Raw genomic sequence first — 18,800 nt, forward strand, 5'->3', positions numbered from 1 at the left:
TCCTTCAGCAGACGGTCCCGTTGGGGACCGTCTTCGGCTCGATGAGGTAGTCGTCGACGTGCCGCGTGACGCAGGAGTTGCTGCGGCCGTAGGCGGTGTGGCCCAGGCCTTCGTACGTCAGGAGTGCTCCGCCGGGGAACTGGGAGGCGAGGCTCGCCGCCTCCTCGTAGGGGGTGGCGGCGTCACCGGTGGTGCCCACCACCAGGACGGGCGGGACGCCGTCGGCGCTCACGCGGTGCGGCTTGTGCGTGCTGGTGGGCCAGTCCTTGCAGGTGAGCGAGGTGGTCACGTTCGAGGTGCCGTAGCGGCCCGCGGCCTTCCGGGCGGGGGCGAGGGCCTTCCAGTACGCCTGTGGGTCGCGCGGGTGCGGGACGTCGAAGCAGTTGACGGCCAGGAGCGCCGCGTCGCTGTTGTCGGCGGGCGTCTCCGGGCCGGGCTCGCCGCCGTCGTCCGGTGCGTCCGAAGGGGCGGCGGCGTCCGAGCTCCCGGCGTCCTCGGAGTCGTCGGTCGCCGGCTCCGTGTACTGGGCCAGCCCGGCCAACTGCGTACCGTCGCCGCGTGCCGCGTCGGCCAGTGCTTCCGAGAGGTCATCCCACTGGTCCTCCGGCGTGTACATCGACAGGACGAGCGCGCTGAGCAGCGTGTCGGGGTCGAGGCCCCACGCGTCGTCGTCGACCGGCAGCGGTTCCCGCGCGGTCTGCTCGAACAGCCCGTCGATCAGTTCGTGGATCTCCTCGGGGGTGCTGCCGGGGCAGCTGTCCCCGGCGATCTCGGCGCAGTACGTGGCGTAGTCGTCGACCGCCCGTTGGAAGCCGACGCCCTGGCTCACGGCACGCTTCGACCAGGTGAGGGCCGGGTCGACGGCACCGTCGAGGACCATGGCGCGGACGCGGCGCGGGAACTGCTCGGCGTACGCCGTGCCCAGGCTGGTCCCGTACGACCAGCCGAAGTACGTGATCCGGGACTCCCCGAGGGCCGCCCGCAGCACGTCCACGTCCCGGGCGACGTCCTCCGTGCCGACATGGCGCACGATCGCGGCGCTGTGCCGCACACAGGCCTCCGCCTCCTGCTCGGCGGCCGAGACGAGGTCGGCGCGCTCGGTCTCGGTCCTCGGGAAGAACGGATCGGTGGCAGCGCGCTCCGGGGCCGTCTCCGCCGGCTCCGCCCGTTCCTCCTGCGCCGGCTCGGTTGTCCCTTCGGTGTCCTCCTCGCTTCCCTCGCAGGTCAGAGCGGGCGAGCTTCCCCCCACACCCCGCGGGTCGAAGGAGACGACGTCGAAGCGGGCGCGCACCTCGGGGGTGAAGGACTCGGCCATGCCCTCCTCCAGGAGGGACGTCACCCCGGACACGCCGGGTCCGCCGGGGTTCGCGATGACCGAACCGATCCGCTCGGCGGGCTCGGCCGTGACCGCGCGCGCCACCGGCAGGACGAAGGTCTTCCCGTTCTGCGGGTGTGCGTAGTCCCGGGGGACGGTGAGCTCGGCGCACTCGTGGTCCCCGCACTCGGTCCACTTCAGCTTCTGCTGGTAGAAGACCTTCAGCTCGGGCCGGTCGGCGGGGTCGATGCGGCCTGCCGCCGCCTTCGGCCCCTTCGGGGCGGGTATCGGAGCCGTGGTGCAGGCGGCGACGGTGGTGGCGCCGACGACGGCCAGGACGAGGGCCAGGACGGGACGGCGGACAGCGCGGATCAAGGTGGTGCTCCCCTGTTCGGTTCGTCCGGGAGCTTGCCGGGCCGATGCTGAGGATTTGATGAGGACGACCGGGGAAGCGCCGCCGCCGGCGCGCCCGCGGGTCGGTCAGGCGCCGGTGGGCAGGCGCAGGACGAAGCGGGCGCCGCCGCGGTCACCCCGGTCGGCGGTCAGGGTTCCGCCGTGCGCGTGAGCCACCCAGGAGACGATGGACAGCCCGAGGCCGGTGGACCCCGCCCCGCTGCGGAACCGCTCGAACGGAGCGCCCGCCGGCTGCGGCGGCAGCCCCGGCCCCGCGTCGTCGACCGTCACCGATCCGTCCCGCCCGACGCTGATCCGCACATCCGCGGGCTGCCCCGGACGGTGCCCGTGGGTGAGGGCGTTGCCCAGCAGATTGGCCACGGCCCTGCGCACCAGGTCGGGATCGGCGTTCACGACGCTCTCCTCGGTCCGGACCGTCACCCGGTGATCCTCGACCGGAGCGTCCGCGACGACCGCCTCCACCAGCTGGTCCAGACGCAGCGGCTCCCGCGCCGGCGTCGCCGTACCGGACATCAGCCGGGCCCGGGTGAGCAGCCCGTCGACCAGCCCTCCCATGCCCTCCGCCAGCCGCAGCGTGCGCCTCAGCACATCGGTGCTGTCCGTCTCGCCCCGCAGCGCCGTCTCGGCGAGCGTCCGCAGCGAAGCGACCGGTGTCCGCAGGTCGTGCGCGGCGTCGGCGAGGAACGCCTCCTGCCGGCCGAGCACGGACAGTGCCGGCCGGACGGCCCGCCCGGACAGCAGATGGCCGACGGCGGCCGAGACGAGCACCAGCAGCGCGCAGCCCCCCGTCACCAGCCAGAGCAGCCGACGGTGGTCGGCCAACTGCTCGGAGGTCGCCGCCGAGGCGACGATGACGCCCTGCGGCCGGTCTCCTTCGACGGCGTCCGGGTGGTAGAAGGGCATGCCGAACATCCGGACCGGTTCGCCGTCCGTCGTCCGCCGGTCGACCGTCACCGCATCGTCACGGAGCACGGCCGCCGTCGCCGCCGCCCGTACGTCTGCGGCACGGACGGAGAGGCAGGAACGGTCCGGAGCGTGCTCGACGACCATGTCGGGGTCCTCCGCCCGGTCCTTCGAGGGCGCCACCGACAGCACCGCGAGGGGCGGGCAGCCGGTGCCCAGCGCGTCGACGAGGGTGCTGGTGTCCAGCCGGTCGTCCTCCTCGGTCTCCAGCAGACCGACGGCCCAGCTGGTGTCCACGTTCAACGTCCGGTCCAGCTGCTCGCGCCATCGGGCGTCGTCGCTGCGCACGGCGAACACCGCCATGATCACGAGCCCCACCGCGCTGGTGAGCGCGAAGAGCGCGGTGATGCGCCGCCGCAGCCGACGTACCCTCGCGGTCGGAGTGAGCATCCGTGACCGGCGGAGACGGGCGGGCAGCTTCATCACTCGCCGTCCGGCGCGAGCCGATACCCGACGCCGCGGACCGTGTGGATGAGCGGCGGATCCCCCAGCTTGCGGCGGAGCTGGGAGATCAGGACGTCCAGGACGTTGGACTGGGGCTCCGCCATCTCGTCCCAGCAGCCTTCCAGCAGGTCCGCCCGGGACACCGCCTGATCGCCGCGCACGGCCAGCATCTCGAGGACGGCGAACTCCCGGCCCGTCAGCGTGAGCAGCACACCGGCACGGCGGACGCGCCGGCGGGCGGTGTCGACCTCCAGGTCGCCGACCTGATGGACGGGCGGGCGGACGACCGCGGAACGCCGGCAGAGGCTCCGGACCCGGGCGACCAGCTCGGGGACGGCGAACGGCTTGACCAGATAGTCGTCACCGCCGCTGGCGAAGCCCTCGACGCGGTCGGCGACCGAGTCGCGAGCGGTGAGGAAGAGCACAGGCACCGCCCGGCCGCCACGGCGCATCTCCTCCAGGTACGAGGCGGCGTCGCCGGACGGAAGCATCCGGTCGAAGACGGCACAGTCGTACGCGGTGACGAACAGCGCCTCGTCGGCCTGCGGGAGGTCGGCGGCCTCGTCGACGGCGAACCCCGCGGCCCGCAGGGCGGCGGCGACCCCGAACCGCAGATTGTCGTCGTCCTCGACGATTAGCACGCGCACGTCGCTCAGACTAGCTCTCCGGCGGACGGGACCGGCCACGCCCGGGGCGCTGTGCGGGCCGGAGACAGGTCACGTATGCCGCGTCTCATCGGGCGATGGCCATGCCGAAGGGCACGGGTCCCAGCGCACCGACGAGACCGCTGACCATCAGCACGAACGCCTCGGGCACCCGGGCGGTGCTCACGTCCCCGAGGTCGATGATCCACTCCGGCGGCCAGCCCAGGTCGGCAAGGAGACGGCCGACGATGCTCTTGGCGTCGGCGTCGTTCCCGGACACGAAGGCGGAGGGAGCGACGGTCAGGCCGGTGGGGTCGGCCATGACCGACGCGTGCAGGGTGTTGAGGGTCTTCACCACACGTACGTCGGGCAGCGCCTGCTGAATCTCCTCGGCGAGGCTGCTGCCCGGATACAGGAGTGCCGACGCGAAGCCGGCGGAGTCGAACGCGGTGGCGTTGGCGACGTCGACCAGGACCTTGCCCGTCAGCGGCGCCGCGAGGCCGGTGAGCACCTCCAGCGACGCCGAGCCGGGCGTCGCGTTGATGACCACCTCGGCCGAACCGGCCGCGTCCAGCAGGCCCGTGACGCGTACTCCGGACCCGGTCCAGTCGGCCGCTGTCGTCTGCGGAGCCCGGGAGCCCACGACGACTCGGTGCCCCACGCCGTGCAGTTGGCCGGCGAGGGCCCGAGCCACGCTGCCTGAGCCGAGAACGCTGATCGTCGACATGCCTGGTTCGCTCCTTGATCGTACGGGGATGGCCCAGGAGCGAAGTTAGGCGGCGCTACCGTTGAGCGGGAGTACGCACTTCAAGGTGGCCGGCGCACGTGAAGGGATGCCATGACCACGCGCACAGCCGCTCGACGACGGGCCGAGGCCCGTATCGCGCATCAGGCCCGGTTCGCCGACTGCCCGACCAACCGGCTTCTGGACCGCATCGGCGAGAAGTGGGTCGCTCTCGTCCTCAAGGAGCTGGCCGAGGGCCCGCGCCGCTACGGCGAGCTGGCTCGTGCGATCGCGGGGGCCAGCCAGAAGATGCTCACCCAGACCCTGCGTCGCCTCGAACGTGATGGTCTGCTCTCGCGCACCGTCACGCCGGCCGTGCCGGTACGCGTGGACTACGCGCTCACCCCCCTGGGACAGACCCTGGTGCCCGTGATGCAGGCGATGACCCGTTGGGCCGAGGAGAACATCGAACAGATCGATCTCGCTCGCGAGGCACACGATGCCGAGCACCTGGATCGAGCCGGTGGCACGGGCAGCCGTTCCGTGCGGTGACGGGGGTCAGTCGACCGGCTTGCCGGGCTGGTCGTGCGTGGCGCAGTGGATGCCGCCGCCTCCGGAGGCGACCGTGTCGATCACGACCGGCACGATGTCGCGGTCGGGGAACTGCTCCTGGAGGATTCCCCTGGCCCGGTCGTCGGCCTTGCGGTCGCCGAACCTGGGCATGAAGACCGAGTCGTTGGCCACGTAGAAGTTGGCGTACGTCGACACGAAGTCGTCGCCCTCGCCGGTGATCCTGTCGAGGTCGGGCTGCGGCAGCTCGATCACTTCGAAGCGCCGGCCCCGGGCGTCGGTCGCCTGGCTCAGCACCTCCCTGGCCTGGTCGGCGGCGCGTGACCAGGAATCCGGGGGCGTGCCGGGGAAGGCCTGATCCAGCAGCACCACGCCCGGCGCGGTGAAGCGGACCAGACTGTCCACGTGGGCGTCGGTGATGTCCTGGCCGCGCACCCCCTTCAGCCACACCACCTTGTCGACCCCCAGGGTCTCGATGAGGTCGGCCTCGACGTCGTCCCGGCTCATGCCCGGGTTGCGGTTCTCGTTGACGATCGAGCTCTCGGTGACCAGCAGGGTGCCCTCGCCGTCGGTCTCGAAGGAGCCGCCTTCGGAGACGAGAGGGGCCTCGACCCGCGGAATCCCGTACTTCGACAGGAGGGTGCGGCCGACCCGGGCGTCGTTCGTGTGCTCCTGCTTGTCGCCCCAGCCGTTGAAGTTGAAGTCGACCCCGATGACCTCGTCCCCTTCCTCGACGAAGACCGGGACCGTGTCGCGGGCCCACATGTCGTCCACCGCGAGCGGGATGACCTCGACCTGGGAGCCACAGGCCCGCTGGGCGGCCTTCTGCTGGTCGGGCCGAGCCATCATGACGACGTACTCGTACTTCGCGATGGCGCGGGCGATGCGGGCGATGTCCTCGCGGACGTACGGGAGGTCCTCCGCCCACACCGATTCCAGGGCGGGCCACGACATGAAGGTGCGTGCGTGGCTGTCCCACTCCGCACCGAAACGGCGCTCTCCTCCGGACGCGCGGCCGGAGCCGGCCCCGACGGCCCCGGACTCGTCGGGGCCGCAGGCCGCAGCCCCGAAAGCGAGTGCGCCGAGTCCGGAAAGGGTTCGCAGGACGGTACGACGGGTGGGGGGACGGTGGGTCACGATGGGCTCCGATCGTGGACGTTCACAGGCTATCCGGGGGCGCGGGGTGCGGCGCGGCGGTCCGCGGCCCCGGCGCGCGGACCGGTTCGGTACTGACGGCACTGTGACACTGACTGAAAATTCAGTCAAGTCTGGTCGGGTCGGTCGGCGTGCCGCAGGTCGGGAGTCCGGGAGGCCGGGGGTCAGTGGGTCCGGGGGTCAGCGGGTCCGGGGGTCCGGGCGAGGTGGGCCACCTCCATGCCGATCGCCTCGCGCATCCGGGTGCGGGCCTCCGTCAGGGGCAGGGTGCCGCTGAGCCACCGGGCGCTGAGCCCTTCGAGCAGCGCCGTCAGCCGCTCGGCGCCGGCGGTGAGCGCGGACTCCGGCGCCGTCGGCCGGACCTCGCCCAGCTGGTCGGCCACCTCCCTGACCCAGATCGTGCTCGCCAGGGCGAGCTCGCCCCGCAGTTCGGGGTCGAACACGGCGCTCGCGCGCAGCTCACCCCAGGCGGTGCTGTTCTCGCGTACGTGGGGGAGGTCCTGGAGCTCCAGCAGGAGCGCCTGCTCCAGTCGGTGCAGCGGGCCGGTCGCCGCGGCGGTGGCCGCCTGCCCGCTGGTGTACCGCTCGGCGCGGTTGCTGACGAAGGCCAGGGTCCGCCGCAGCAGGCCGGTGCGGTCCTCGAAGTGGTAGTAGATCAGGGCCTTGGAGACGCCTGCCTCCGCCGCCAGTTCCTCGACCCGCAGTCCCCGTATGCCGCGGCGGGCGATGACGGTGGCCGCTGCTTCGAGAATGGTCGTTCTGCGGTCGCTCACCGCGTGCTCCTCCTCATGAGGGCGTCCTCCCGGGACGCCGGTCGATATCGATGACGTGTTGACTGAAACTTTAGTCAAGTGCACGATCGTCCGGCCGGTCAGGTCCGCTCGAGTTCCCCGACGGACGCCTCCGGGCCCTCTCGCCCGCCCGTTCCGCCTCGTCGAAAGAGCCAGCGCATGTTCACTCAGCCCTCCGGGACGCACCCGGTCCGCCCGACGCTGTCAGCCGATGACCCGCGGGAGATCGGCGGCTACCGCCTCCACGGCCGGCTGGGCTCCGGGGGCATGGGTGTGGTGTATCTCGCCCACACCCGGGGCGGGCGGCCCATCGCCCTCAAGGCGGTGCGGGAGGAGTTCGCGGCGGACCCCGGATTCCGGCTGCGGTTCGCCGGCGAGGTCGCCAGCGCCCGACGTATCCACGGACTGTTCACCGCCCAGGTGATCGACTCCGGGGTGGACGATCCGGTTCCCTGGCTCGCCACCGCCTACGTCCCCGGCCCCTCCCTCGCGCAGGCGGTCCAGCGCCACGGGCCGCTTCCGCCGCGCACGGTGCTGCTGCTCGTCGCCGGAATCGCCGAGGCGTTGCAGGTCATCCATGCGGCGGGGGTCATCCACCGGGACCTCAAGCCCGCCAACGTCCTGATCGCCGAGGACGGTCCGCGCGTCATCGACTTCGGCATCGCCCGCGCAGCCGACGCCACCGATCTCACCGGTACCGGTCTGCGCATCGGCACCGCCGCGTACATGGCGCCCGAACAGGCCATGGGGCTGCCAGTGACTCCTGCCGCCGACGTCTTCGCGCTCGGCGCGCTCGCCGTGTATGTGGCCGGTGGCGCACCGCCCTTCGGGTCCGGGCCCGAGTCGGCCACGTTGTACCGGGTGGTGCACGAGCCGCCCGACCTCTCGCGGGTGGCGCCCGACCTGCGCGATCTGCTGGAAGCCTGCCTGCTGAAAGAGCCGGGGCTCCGGCCGCTGCCGGACGACATCATCGCGGCCGTGCACGACCACGCCCGTGTCGTCCCCGCGCTCGAGTTCACCCAGGGCTGGCTTCCTCCCGGTCTGCACGGGGAGATCGGGCAGGGCGGCGAACACGGGCCGGCGGCCCCGGTGCACCTGGCGCCCACCCAGGCCCCGCCCGCGCCCACCCGGGCGCGGTCCGCTTCCGGGGCGGACGGGATGGATGAGGCGGACAGGGCGGACGAGGCGTACGGGGTGGACGAGGCGTACGGGGTGGACAGGGCGTACGGGGCGCGGGCCCCCGACCTCCCGGGCGGCCCCGAAGAGGGTGCCGGGCAGGCGGGGTGGGGCCGGGGCCGGCGGCGTCCCCGGCGCACGCGATGGATCCGGGGCGTGGTCGTGGGGGCCGTCGTCGCTGTCGTGCTGGTGGCCGCCGCTGCCGCGCTGCACCGCTCGGACCGTCCGGACCGGGCCGATGCGCACTCCCCGGACGCGCCACGGCGTCCAGGTCCGGCGAGGTCCGCGCCGGATCCGTCGACGTCTCCCGCCGCGTCGACGCCGCCACCCCCCGCCCGCTACACACCGGCCTACGCGGACGCCGAGTTGACCGCCCCCGACGACACCTACGAATTCGACCTCCAGGCCGGGGAAGTGGTCCCCGCCGAGACCTCGTCCTGGTATCTGGCGCGGAGCGGGGACGCGTTCGTGCCGCCGGAGGACGGCGACGCCTTCGTCGCGGCCGGCTACGTCCTCAGCCCGGCGGACTGCGAACGGGGGCTCGCGACCGAGCCGGTGACCGACCTGCCGTTCGAGGATCTCGCCGATGAACGCCCGTTCTGCGTCCGCAGCCCCGACGGGAGGGAGATCGCGATCCTCCGGCTCGTCGAGGCGGAGCCGGAGGACGGGTCCGTCACCGTCGTGCTGAGCCGCTACACCGGGGCGGGATGACCCGGCCGCCCGAGGCCGGGCGCCCCTGGGGCGGGACGCCTGCCGGGTGCGGCTGGTGGGGGCCGGACCGGTAGGTTGGTCGTCATGGCGTCCCGTAATACCCGGATTCTCGAAGCGGCCGCACGGGTGATCGCCCGGCGCGGTGTCCGCGGTCTGCGCGTGGAGGAACTCGCGGCCGAAGCGGGCGTGTCCACCGGATTGATCTACTACCACTTCAAGGACCGCACCGGGATCCTCCGCCACACGCTGGAGTTCATCAACGACCGGGCGGAGCGCTACACGACGCTCCGCGGCCCGGACGCACCGCCGCTGGGGCCGCGCGAGGAGCTCGAACAGACTCTGCTGCTGGAGTTGCAGGACACCGCGGAGGTCCGGGAGAACAGCGCGGCGTGGGGGGAGTTGCGCGCGAGTGCCGTCTTCGACTCGGCGCTGCGGGAGGATCTCGCTCGGGCGACGCTGGTGTGGGTGCAGGAGGTGGCCTCCCTGCTGGGGCAGGTGAGGCCCATGGCCCCGGCCGCGAAGCTCGCGGCCGCGGCCGAGCGGCTCACGGCGTTGCTGGAGGGGCTGAGCATGCGCTGGCTCAGCGGCGGGCTCGGGATCGACCATGCGAGGACCCTCATGGAGGGCGGCATCGCAGCGGAGCTCTCCGGCCTGGAACCGCGGTAGCGACTCCCTCTTCCAGCGGGCGGCTTCCCGCCGGGTTTCCCGTACCGCAACTCTTGACTGAATTTTCAGCCAGTGCCACAGTGATGCCACGGCGAGCCCGATGGGCTCCCTCTCGACCCCCGCCTCGAACCGCCGCCCCGGCCTGTCGGAAGCGTGACGGTCTTCGCCGTCGGCGGGGTGTGGTCCGGCCGGTGCGGTTCCCGTGGGCGATCTGGCGTGCGGTCCGATTCGCGCAACGACATTCCGGAGGAAGAGCGTGCTGCTGACAGTTGTGATCCAGGTGCGGGCCCACGCGGCCCGTCAGAGGCAGTCATGCCGCTGACGCCCACGGAGCGGGACCGGCTGCTGCTGTTCACCGCGGCGGAACTGGCCCGCGCCCGCCGGGCGCGGGGGCTCCGCCTCAACGTCCCCGAGGCGACCGCGCTGATCGCGGACACGGTGTGCGAGGCGGCCCGAGACGGGCATCGGCTGGCCGTGGCGATCGAGCGCGGCCGATCCGTCCTGATGCCCGGCGACGTCCTGCCCGGGGTCGCGGACGTGGTCACCGAGGTCCAGGTCGAGGCCGTCTTCGAGGACGGCTCCCGGCTCGCCGTGGTCGGTGATCCCTTCGGCGGGGGCCGTCTGGGCGACCTGGCCCCCGGGGCCGTGCTGCCCGGCCCGGCCGACGCCGGATCCGAACCGTCCCTGCTGCTCACCGTGCGCAACACCGCGTCGGTGCCGATCAGCGTGACGTCCCACTTCCACTTCTTCGAGGCGAACCCACGGCTGAGCTTCGACCGGGCCGCCGCCTACGGCATGCGGCCGGCCGCCCCGGCCGGCTCCTCGACGCGTTTCGACCCCGGGTGCACGGCCGAGATCGGCCTCGTCCCGATCGGCGGGGCACGGTCGGTCCTCGGCTTCGCCGGCCTGGTCGACGGCTTCCTCGACGCCCCCGGCGCCAAGGAAGCGGCACTGCGCCGAGCCTCCGCCCGCGGCTACCTCGGCGCACCCCCGCCGCACGGAGAGTCGGAGGCGACCGGATGAGCAGGCCCTCCCGGCACAGCGACCACTGCGCGCCCGGCAGCCGGCACATCGATCCGCAGGAGTACGCGGCCGTGCACGGCCCCCGCGCCGGCGACCGGGTGAGACTCGGCGACTCCGGGCTGGTGGTGCGCGTCGAGTCCGACAGTCAGAAGCCGGGGGACGAGTTCCTCGCCGGATTCGGGAAGACCGCGCGCGACGGCCTGCATCTCAAGGCCGCCGCCGTGTCCGAGACCTGCGACGTGGTGATCAGCAACGTCCTGGTCATCGATGCCGTACAGGGCATCCGCAAGGTGTCCATCGGCATCCGCCGGGGCCGTATCCACGCGATCGGCCGCGCCGGGAACCCGGACACGCTCGACGGCGTGGACATCGTCGTCGGCACCGGCACGACGATCGTCTCGGGGGAGGGGCTGATCGCCACCGCCGGCGCCGTCGACACCCATGTGCATCTGCTCTCGCCGCGGATCATGGAGGCGTCCCTGTCGTCCGGCGTGACGACGGTCATCGGCCAGGAGATCGGCCCGGCCTGGGGCGTCGGAGTCAACTCCCCCTGGGCGCTGGGGCACGCCTTCAACGCCTTCGACGCCTGGCCCGTCAACATCGGCTTTCTGGCGCGGGGTTCGTCCTCCGACCCCGCCCCGCTGGTGGAGGCGCTGGTCGAGGGCGGGGCCTGCGGCTTCAAGGTCCACGAGGACATGGGCGCGCACACCCGCGCCCTGGACACCGCCCTGCGCGTCGCCGACGAGCACGACGTCCAGGTCGCCCTGCACAGCGACGGCCTCAACGAGTGCCTCACCGTCGAGGACACCCTCAGCGTTCTGGACGGCCGGACGATCCACGCCTTCCACATCGAGGGGTGCGGCGGCGGTCACGTGCCGAACGTGCTCAAGATGGCGGGCGTGCCGAACGTCATCGGCTCCTCCACCAACCCCACGCTGCCGTTCGGGCGGGACGCGATCGACGAGCACTACGGCATGATCGTCTCGGTCCACGCGCTGAAGACGGACCTGCCCGGTGACGCGGCCCTGGCCCGTGACCGGATCCGGGCCGGGACCATGGGCGCGGAGGACGTGCTGCACGACCTCGGCGCGATCGCCATCACCTCCTCCGACGCGCAGGGCATGGGCCGCGCCGGGGAGACCATCCGGCGCACCTTCGCCATGGCGGGCAAGATGAAGGCCGAGCTGGGCCCCCTGGAGGGCGACGGTCCGCACGACGACAACGCCCGGGTGCTCCGGTACATCGCCAAGCTGACCATCAATCCGGCCATCGCCCATGGGCTCGCCCACGAGATCGGGTCCATCGAGGTCGGCAAGATGGCCGACGTCGTGCTCTGGCGCCCGGCCTTCTTCGGCGCGAAACCGCAACTGGTGCTGAAGAACGGCTTTCCCGCCTACGGAGTCACCGGCGACCCCAACGCCGCCACCGACTCCTGCGAACCCCTCGTCCTGGGACCGCTGTTCGGTGCGCACGGGGCCGCGCCGGCGGATCTCTCGGTCGCCTTCGTCAGCCGTGCGGCCGCCGATTCGGAGTCGTTCGGCGGTCCGCACGACACGCTCGTGACGCGTCGTCGGCGGGTGGCCGTGCGCGGCACGCGCGGCATCGGCCCGGCGGACATGGTCGCCAACAGCCGTACGGGGGAGGTCCAGGTCGACGCGCGCGACGGCCTGGTCAGCCTGGACGGGCGGCCCCTGCGCTCGGAACCGGCCTCGAGCGTCTCCCTCAACCGCCTCTATTTCCTCTGAATCACTCCTCCCCAGGCGCCCACGTCTGGGACATGGAGCGGACCTACCGCGGTCATGTCCCAGAAGCTGACTGAAAATTCAGTCGATATTCCATGTTGAGCACGACAGAAATGAGTTCCGTCATGGCCTCGTCGTTCCGTATGCCCGCCGAGTGGTCCGAGCACCAGGGGTGCCTGATGGCCTGGCCCACCCGGGCCGACCTGTGGGGCGAGGTCCTTACCCCGGCGAAGGGCGAGTACGCCGAAGTCGCCCGTGCGATCGCCGAGTTCGAGCCCGTCACCATGGTCGCTCCCCCCGGCAGCGGCGAGGACGCCCGCGCCTGGTGCGGTGGTGACGTCAGCGTCATCGAACTGCCCCTCGACGACTCGTGGTTCCGCGACAGCGCCCCGCTCTTCGTCCTCGACGGAAGCGGCCGCCGCGCGGGCGTCGACTTCCGGTTCAACGCCTGGGGAGGCAAGCACGCGCCCTTCGACTCCGACGACCGCGTCAGCGGCCTGCTGCTCGAGCACTTGGCGGTCGAGCGCATCCACTCCGACATGGTCCTCGAAGGCGGGGCGATCACCGTGGACGGAGAGGGCACGCTGATCACCACCGAACAGTGCCTGCTCCACCCGAACAGGAACCCCGGCCTGCGCCGGGAGGACATCGAGGCCGAGCTGAAGGCCCGGCTCGGCGTCACCCAGGTGATCTGGCTTCCGTACGGGGGACTGCTCGACACCGAGACCGACGGCCATGTCGACGGCGTCTGCGCCTTCGCGGCGCCCGGCACGGTCGTCGTCTCGCTTCCCGAGGACCCCACGCATCCCGACTACGCCCGCATGCGCGCCAACCGGGCCGTGCTGGAGGTCGCGAGCGATGCCCAGGGGCGGCCGCTGGAGATCATCGACATCCCGCAGACCTCCTTCACCGGCATCGCCGGCGGCGAGGTCGAGGTGTCGTACCTGAACTTCTACGTCGCCAACGGCGGCGTCGTCGTCCCCGTGGCCGGCGCACCGCAGGACGAGGCCGCCCTGCGGACCATCGCCACCGCCTATCCCGGCCGCAAGGTCGTCGGCGTACGGGCTCCGGCGATCGCGTACGGCGGTGGCGGCGTCCACTGCATCACCCAGCAGATCCCCGCCGCGCCGCGCCCGGCATGACCCCGTCCACCATCCGGCCGGCGGTCGGGCGCCCCGTCCCTCCGCCGTGCCGCACGGAAAGAGAGCCACGATGACCAAGCCACCCCGGCCCCGCACCGGCGGACGCCGCCCGTGCGGCCGGTACACCGCGATGACGGGCGCACTGGCCGGCCTCGCGGTGCTGGCGGCCTGCGCCGGACCGCCGAACGGCGGAGCGGGTTCCGCCGGCTCCTTCGCCCTGTCGGCCGGCACCCCCCGGGCCGCCGGAGCGATCGACTCGTTCTCCTGGGCCGTGTACGCGGAACCGCCGACGCTGGACTACACGGTCGCCTTCGACTACCCGCAGAACACGATCCTGTCCAACGTCTGCGAGAGCCTGATGCGCTGGACCCCGGGCCTCACCGTCGAGCCGGGCCTGGCCCGCAGGGCCACGAACCCCGACCCGACCACCTGGGTCTACGACCTCCGCGAAGGCGTCCGCTTCCATGACGGCCGCACCATGTCCGCCGACGACGTGGTCTTCAGCCTCCAACGGCAGCGCGACCCGGACAACGCCGCGGCCTGGGCCCAGATGTTCCAGAACGTCACCGCCGTCACCCGGACCGGTCCGCTCCAGGTCACGGTGGAGCTGAAGCGGCCTGATTCCCAGTTCCCGCAGTACATGGCGACCGCCGCGGGCGTCGTGGCCTCCCGGGCGGGCGTCGAGAAGGCGGGGCGGGACTACGGCACCACCGGGGGCCTCGCCTGCACCGGGCCGTACCGGCTCCGCGCCTGGCACAAGGGCCAGGCCCTCGAACTGGAGAGGTTCGAGGACTACCGGGGCGCCAGGCCGAAGGCGGCCGCGGTCGTGTTCCGCTTCCTGACCGACCCGTCCGCCCGGACCAACGCCCTGCTCAGTGGCGAGGTCGACGGCGGCTACCTGATTCCCACCGAGAGCTACGCCCGCCTGCGGGGGAGCGGCGCGGGCACCCTCTACTTCGGCGAGGGCCTCAGCACGGTCAACGTCAGCATCACCAACCTGAAAGGGCCGCTCGGCGACCTGCGCGTGCGCCGGGCGCTCTCCCTGGCGCTGGACCGGACCGGGTTCGTGAAGGCCGGGCTGGGGGGCGCGGGCAACCCCACCGGATCGCTCACCACGCGCGCCGCCTGGGCCGGCACGCCCCAGGCCACGCGGAAGGCCGCCTTCGACGGGCTGCCGCCGGCCGAGGCGGACCTCGACCGGGCCAGAGAGCTGATCGAGGAGGCCGGTGCCACCGGCGCGAAGCTCACCGTGGCGACCAGCTCCATCGGCCAGGACGTCTCCCTCCTGGCCACCGCGGTCCAGGCGGCGGGCACACAGATCGGGCTCGACATCCGGCTCAAGTCGATCGCCCCCAACGCCTTCACCGCCCTGTTCACCGACCCCGGCGCGCGCGAGGGCATCGACATGTTCCCGCTCACCTACTACAACTCCATCACCGATCCGCTGGACCTGCTGGCCAACTTCAAGACCGGCGCGTACCTCAACTTCGCCGGACACAGCGACAAGAAGTTCGACGAAGGCGTCGCGCGGGCCACCGCGGAATACGACCCCGGGCGGCGCGCCGGGATCGTGGCGAAGCTCCAACAGCACGCCGCCGAGCGCCTGTTGTGGATCCCGGTCGCCGAGTGGCCGACCTCCGTGTTCCTCAACAGGAGGATCACCGGCGCCCCCACCACCATCGCGTACCTCTACTACCCGTGGGCCGCCGACGTGGGGGCCGCCCCGTGAACCTCCTGAGATTCGCCGCGCGGCGCGTGGCGGAGATGGCCGCCACGCTCCTCGTCGCCTCGTTCGTCGTGTTCGGCGCCATGTACCTGGCCCCCGGCTCGCCGGCCAGTTTCCTGCTCACCGGCCGGTCCGCCTCTCCCGACGCCGTCGCCGCGATCAACGCCCAGTACCACCTGGACGCCCCCTTCGCCGTCCGCTACCTCCGCTGGCTCGGCGACATGGCGCAGGGCGACTTCGGGCGCTCCTTCACCTACCGCACGGACGTCTCCGGCCTCCTCGCGGACCGCCTGCCCACCACCCTGCTGCTGATCGCCATGGCGCTGACCGTGGTCGTCGCCCTGGGGCTGTTCCTCGGCCGGATCGCGGCCGTGCGCGGCGGCGCCACCGACACGGCCGTGCTGATCAGCACCACCGTCGCCGTGGGCACGCCCTCGTTCGTCGCGGCCGTCCTGCTGCAGGGGCTGTTCGCCGTCAAGCTCGGCTGGTTCCCCAGCAGCGGCTCCGGCGACGGCCTCCTCGACACCCTGTGGCATCTCACCCTCCCGGCCGTCGCTCTCGCCCTCTACCTGATCGGCATGCTCGCCCGCGTCACCCGCTCCGCCATGCTCGAAGCCTTCGGCGGCGAGCACGTCACCGTCGCCCGCAGCCGCGGCGTACCCGAACGGCACGTGATCCGCCGTCATGTGCTGCGCAACGCCCTGGGCGCCGTGCTGACCACCGGCGGCCTGATCGTCTCCACGCTGCTCGTCTGCACGATCCTCGTGGAGACCGCGTTCGGCGTCGGAGGCATCGGCCAGCTCCTCGAACTCGCCACCAGCACCAAGGACTTCCCGACCGTGCAGGCCATCTCCCTGATCATCGTGGCCCTGTTCATGGCGGTGAACCTCCTCGTCGACCTGCTCCTCCCGGTGGTCGACCCACGGATCGCCCTCGGCACGCGGGGGGCCGCCGCATGACGGCCGTCCTCACCCGCAGACCCGGTCTCTCCCGGATCAGGTCCCGTTCGGCCGGAGCGCCCCTCTACGCGTTCTGCCTGGCCCTCGTCGCTCTCGTCGTCCTCTGCGCACTCCTCGCCCCCTGGCTGGCCCCCTACGACCCGAACGCGGTCGACCTCGGCGACGCCCTCGCCGGTACCACCGCTGACCACCCCCTGGGCGCCGACGCGGCCGGCCGGGACACCCTCTCCCGACTGCTGCTCGGAGCCCGTGCCTCCCTGCTGGGCCCGCTCGGCGTCGTCGCCTTCTCCACCCTGCTCGGTGTCGCCGTCGGCACGGCCGCGGCCTGGCGGGGCGGCTGGCTCGACTCCGTGCTCTCGCGCAGTACGGAACTCGTCTTCGCGTTCCCCGGCATGCTGCTGGCGATCCTCGTCATCTCCGTCCACGGGGAGGGCCTGCTCGCCCCCGTCATCGCTCTCGCGGTGGCCTACCTGCCCTACGTGAGCCGACTCACCCGGACCCTCGTCCTGGCCGAACGGATGCGTCCCTACGTCAGCGCCTACCGGGTGCAGGGCCACTCCCCGCTCTCCATCTGCGTACGCCACATCCTGCCCAACATCGCCCCGGTCGTCCTCGCCCAGGCCACCATCAACTTCGGCTACGCGCTGATGGACCTGGCCGGTCTCTCCTTCCTCGGACTGGGCGTTCCTCCGCTCACCCCCGACTGGGGCCGCATGGTCTTCGACGGCCAGACGGCCATCCAGCACGGCTACCCGCTGTCCGCGGTCCTGCCGTGCGTCCTGATCGTGCTGACCGTCGTCGCCTTCAACGTGGTCGGCGAGCGCTGGGCCGACCGGGTCGCCAGGAGGACCCCATGAGAACGACGTACGCACTCGACATCCAAGGGCTGCGGATCACGCTCCCCGACACCGCGCGACCCGTTCTGGACGGGGTCGACCTGACCGTCGCCGAGGGCGAGACCGTCGCGCTCGTCGGCGAGTCGGGTTCCGGGAAGACCCTCACCTCGCGCAGCGCCCTGCGGCTGCTGCCGCCCGGGGCGGTCACCGGGGGCACGGTCGCCGTCGCGGGCGACGACGTCCTCACCATGAGCGCCGAGCGGGTCCGCGCCCTGCGCACCCGCACCGCCGCGATGATCTTCCAGGACCCCAGGGCGGCCATCAACCCGCTGCGCCGCATCGGCGACTTCCTCACCGAAGGCGTCGTCCTGACCGGGGCGATGAGCAAGGCCGACGCGGCCGCCCGCGCCACCGAACTCCTTCGGGCGGTGGGCGTCGACGACTCCGTCCCCGGCAAGTACCCGGGCCAGGTCTCCGGCGGCATGCTCCAACGCGTCATGATCGCCGGGGCCCTGATGGGAGCCCCCTCCCTGCTGCTCGCGGACGAGCCGACCACGGCACTCGACGTCACCACCCAGGCCGAGGTCGTCGCCCTCCTCGGCCGGCTCCAGGAGCGATTCGGCACGGGTCTGCTCTTCGTGACGCACGACCTCGACCTGGCCGCCGCACTCAGCGACCGCGTCTGCGTCATGTACGCCGGGCGGATCGTCGAGAGCGGCCCCGCACACGACCTGTTCGCCCGCCCCCGCCACCCCTACACCGCGGCGCTGCTCGCCTCCACCCCCCGCCTCGACGCGCCCTCCGGACGGCTCCCGGCCATCGAGGGCCTGCCACCCGACCTGCGCACGGAGCTGACCGGCTGCCTCTTCGCCCCCCGCTGCCCGCTGGCCACGGAGGTCTGCGACCAGCGCGACCCGGAGCCCCGGCCGGTCCCGGGCCGGCCCGGACAGCGGGCCGCCTGCCACCACAGCGACCGTCTCGGAAGGAGCACCCCGGCCGATGCCTGACCCTGCCCTCCAGGCCGTGAACCTGACGCGCGCCTACGGATCCGTACACGCCGTGGACGCGGTGTCCTTCACCCTGCCGAAAGGCGGATCCCTCGGCATCGTCGGCGAATCCGGCTCCGGGAAGACCACCACCGCCCGGATCGTCGTGGGCCTCGAACGGGCCGACTCCGGCGAGGTCGTGGTGGGCGGAAGGAACCGCCCCGCGACCGTACGCGGACGGGCCCGGCGGCTCGCCCGCGCCCGCGAGGTGCAGATGGTCTTCCAGGACCCCTACCTCTCCCTCGATCCGCGAACGTCCGTCGCCTCGGCGCTGCACGAGACCCTGCGCCTGCACTTCCCCGACCGCGACCACCCCCGCCGGGTGCGCGAACTCCTCGACCAGGTGGGCCTCGCCACCCGGGCCGCCGACGCGAGGCCCGGACAACTCTCCGGCGGCCAGCGCCAGCGCGTCGCGATCGCCCGCGCCCTCGCCGTCGAGCCGGCCGTCCTGGTCCTGGACGAGGCGGTCGCAGCCCTCGACGTGTCCGTCCAGGCGCAGATCCTCAACCTGCTCGCCGACATCCGCGAACAGACGGCCGTCGGCTACCTCTTCATCACCCACGACCTCGGCGTCGTGCGCTGCGTCACCGACGACGTCATCGTCATGCGGCACGGCCGGATCGTCGAGGCCGGCGCCACCACCGACGTCCTCGCCGCACCCCGACACCCCTACACCCGACTGCTCCTGGACTCCGTGCCGCACCCCGGCTGGGACCCGGAGCGGATCGCCGCCGCCCGGCAGGCTCTGTGACA

At 72.5% G+C, this 18,800-nt stretch carries 17 protein-coding genes; 11 read left to right on the plus strand and 6 right to left on the minus strand.

Going from position 1 to position 18,800, the window contains the following annotated elements; genetic code table 11:
- Positions 1-4: 4 nt before the first annotated feature.
- From ACH4UK_RS14785 to ACH4UK_RS14800, 4 genes are all read right to left on the minus strand, one after another.
- A complete protein-coding gene (locus tag ACH4UK_RS14785; RefSeq protein WP_398356433.1) occupies positions 5-1,690 on the minus strand; it encodes an alpha/beta hydrolase in 1,686 nt (561 codons plus the stop codon).
- A 105-nt stretch (positions 1,691-1,795) separates the two neighbouring features.
- Entirely contained in the window at positions 1,796-3,082 is a 1,287-nt protein-coding gene (locus ACH4UK_RS14790; protein ID WP_398356434.1) for a sensor histidine kinase, read from the minus strand.
- A gap of 32 nt (positions 3,083-3,114) precedes the next feature.
- Complete coding sequence (locus tag ACH4UK_RS14795) at positions 3,115-3,777, minus strand: response regulator transcription factor (protein WP_398356979.1); 663 nt, start codon at positions 3,775-3,777, stop codon at positions 3,115-3,117.
- A gap of 91 nt (positions 3,778-3,868) precedes the next feature.
- Positions 3,869-4,507, minus strand: coding sequence for an NADPH-dependent F420 reductase (locus ACH4UK_RS14800; RefSeq protein WP_398356435.1), 639 nt, complete (start codon positions 4,505-4,507; stop codon positions 3,869-3,871).
- Positions 4,508-4,618: 111 nt separating this feature from the next.
- Here ACH4UK_RS14800 and ACH4UK_RS14805 point away from each other — a divergent pair, with 111 nt between their 5' ends.
- Positions 4,619-5,056 (plus strand): winged helix-turn-helix transcriptional regulator, encoded by a 438-nt coding sequence (locus ACH4UK_RS14805; RefSeq protein ID WP_398356436.1) that lies wholly within the window; start codon positions 4,619-4,621, stop codon positions 5,054-5,056.
- 6 nt (positions 5,057-5,062) lie between these two features.
- On the opposite strand, the gene ACH4UK_RS14810 is transcribed toward ACH4UK_RS14805, so the two are convergent.
- Together ACH4UK_RS14810 and ACH4UK_RS14815 are read right to left on the minus strand one after the other, a co-directional pair.
- Entirely contained in the window at positions 5,063-6,211 is a 1,149-nt protein-coding gene (locus ACH4UK_RS14810; RefSeq protein WP_398356437.1) for an agmatine/peptidylarginine deiminase, read from the minus strand.
- A gap of 182 nt (positions 6,212-6,393) precedes the next feature.
- A complete protein-coding gene (locus ACH4UK_RS14815; RefSeq protein ID WP_398356438.1) occupies positions 6,394-7,002 on the minus strand; it encodes a TetR/AcrR family transcriptional regulator in 609 nt (202 codons plus the stop codon).
- Positions 7,003-7,179: 177 nt separating this feature from the next.
- Here ACH4UK_RS14815 and ACH4UK_RS14820 point away from each other — a divergent pair, with 177 nt between their 5' ends.
- From ACH4UK_RS14820 to ACH4UK_RS14865, 10 genes are all read left to right on the plus strand, one after another.
- Positions 7,180-8,907, plus strand: coding sequence for a serine/threonine-protein kinase (locus ACH4UK_RS14820; protein WP_398356439.1), 1,728 nt, complete (start codon positions 7,180-7,182; stop codon positions 8,905-8,907).
- Positions 8,908-8,991: 84 nt separating this feature from the next.
- Positions 8,992-9,573 carry a TetR/AcrR family transcriptional regulator gene (locus tag ACH4UK_RS14825; RefSeq protein WP_398356440.1) on the plus strand — a complete coding sequence of 194 codons (582 nt, stop codon included), beginning with the start codon at positions 8,992-8,994 and terminating at the stop codon, positions 9,571-9,573.
- A 312-nt stretch (positions 9,574-9,885) separates the two neighbouring features.
- Positions 9,886-10,596: an urease subunit gamma gene (gene ureA / locus ACH4UK_RS14830; protein WP_398356441.1), complete on the plus strand. Its 711-nt coding sequence runs from the start codon at positions 9,886-9,888 to the stop codon at positions 10,594-10,596.
- On the plus strand, positions 10,593-12,341 hold the full coding sequence (locus tag ACH4UK_RS14835) for an urease subunit alpha (RefSeq protein WP_398356442.1): 1,749 nt from the start codon (positions 10,593-10,595) through the stop codon (positions 12,339-12,341). The genes ureA and ACH4UK_RS14835 overlap by 4 nt, the downstream gene beginning before the upstream one ends.
- Before the next feature lie 110 nt (positions 12,342-12,451).
- Positions 12,452-13,480, plus strand: a complete 1,029-nt coding sequence (locus tag ACH4UK_RS14840; RefSeq protein WP_398356443.1) for an agmatine/peptidylarginine deiminase — start codon at positions 12,452-12,454, stop codon at positions 13,478-13,480.
- 70 nt (positions 13,481-13,550) lie between these two features.
- Positions 13,551-15,209: an ABC transporter substrate-binding protein gene (locus ACH4UK_RS14845; protein ID WP_398356444.1), complete on the plus strand. Its 1,659-nt coding sequence runs from the start codon at positions 13,551-13,553 to the stop codon at positions 15,207-15,209.
- Positions 15,206-16,165 (plus strand): ABC transporter permease, encoded by a 960-nt coding sequence (locus ACH4UK_RS14850; protein ID WP_398356445.1) that lies wholly within the window; start codon positions 15,206-15,208, stop codon positions 16,163-16,165. The genes ACH4UK_RS14845 and ACH4UK_RS14850 overlap by 4 nt, the downstream gene beginning before the upstream one ends.
- Positions 16,162-17,022, plus strand: a complete 861-nt coding sequence (locus ACH4UK_RS14855) for an ABC transporter permease (RefSeq protein ID WP_398356446.1) — start codon at positions 16,162-16,164, stop codon at positions 17,020-17,022. The genes ACH4UK_RS14850 and ACH4UK_RS14855 overlap by 4 nt, the downstream gene beginning before the upstream one ends.
- The gene (locus ACH4UK_RS14860) at positions 17,019-18,008 is read left to right on the plus strand and encodes an ABC transporter ATP-binding protein (protein WP_398356447.1); all 990 of its coding nucleotides are present in this window, start codon (positions 17,019-17,021) and stop codon (positions 18,006-18,008) included. Before ACH4UK_RS14855 ends, ACH4UK_RS14860 begins: the two co-directional genes overlap by 4 nt.
- Positions 18,001-18,798 (plus strand): ABC transporter ATP-binding protein, encoded by a 798-nt coding sequence (locus ACH4UK_RS14865; RefSeq protein WP_398356448.1) that lies wholly within the window; start codon positions 18,001-18,003, stop codon positions 18,796-18,798. Before ACH4UK_RS14860 ends, ACH4UK_RS14865 begins: the two co-directional genes overlap by 8 nt.
- Positions 18,799-18,800: the final 2 nt, after the last annotated feature.

Origin of the sequence: Streptomyces sp. NPDC020884, from assembly GCF_044333935.1 — a bacterium.
Classification (GTDB): Bacteria; Actinomycetota; Actinomycetes; order Streptomycetales; family Streptomycetaceae; genus Streptomyces.

Bases quoted from the DNA above. Each gene is read 5' to 3' on its own strand.
- ACH4UK_RS14840 (WP_398356443.1), top strand. From the start codon at position 12,452: ATGAGTTCCGTCATGGCCTCGTCGTTCCGTATGCCCGCCGAGTGGTCC.
- ACH4UK_RS14865 (WP_398356448.1), top strand. From the start codon at position 18,001: ATGCCTGACCCTGCCCTCCAGGCCGTGAACCTGACGCGCGCCTACGGA.
- ACH4UK_RS14835 (WP_398356442.1), top strand. From the start codon at position 10,593: ATGAGCAGGCCCTCCCGGCACAGCGACCACTGCGCGCCCGGCAGCCGG.
- ACH4UK_RS14800 (WP_398356435.1), bottom strand. From the start codon at position 4,507: ATGTCGACGATCAGCGTTCTCGGCTCAGGCAGCGTGGCTCGGGCCCTC.
- ACH4UK_RS14825 (WP_398356440.1), top strand. From the start codon at position 8,992: ATGGCGTCCCGTAATACCCGGATTCTCGAAGCGGCCGCACGGGTGATC.
- ACH4UK_RS14790 (WP_398356434.1), bottom strand. From the start codon at position 3,082: ATGCTCACTCCGACCGCGAGGGTACGTCGGCTGCGGCGGCGCATCACC.
- ACH4UK_RS14860 (WP_398356447.1), top strand. From the start codon at position 17,019: ATGAGAACGACGTACGCACTCGACATCCAAGGGCTGCGGATCACGCTC.
- ACH4UK_RS14845 (WP_398356444.1), top strand. From the start codon at position 13,551: ATGACCAAGCCACCCCGGCCCCGCACCGGCGGACGCCGCCCGTGCGGC.
- ACH4UK_RS14855 (WP_398356446.1), top strand. From the start codon at position 16,162: ATGACGGCCGTCCTCACCCGCAGACCCGGTCTCTCCCGGATCAGGTCC.
- ureA (WP_398356441.1), top strand. From the start codon at position 9,886: ATGCCGCTGACGCCCACGGAGCGGGACCGGCTGCTGCTGTTCACCGCG.
- ACH4UK_RS14820 (WP_398356439.1), top strand. From the start codon at position 7,180: ATGTTCACTCAGCCCTCCGGGACGCACCCGGTCCGCCCGACGCTGTCA.
- ACH4UK_RS14805 (WP_398356436.1), top strand. From the start codon at position 4,619: ATGACCACGCGCACAGCCGCTCGACGACGGGCCGAGGCCCGTATCGCG.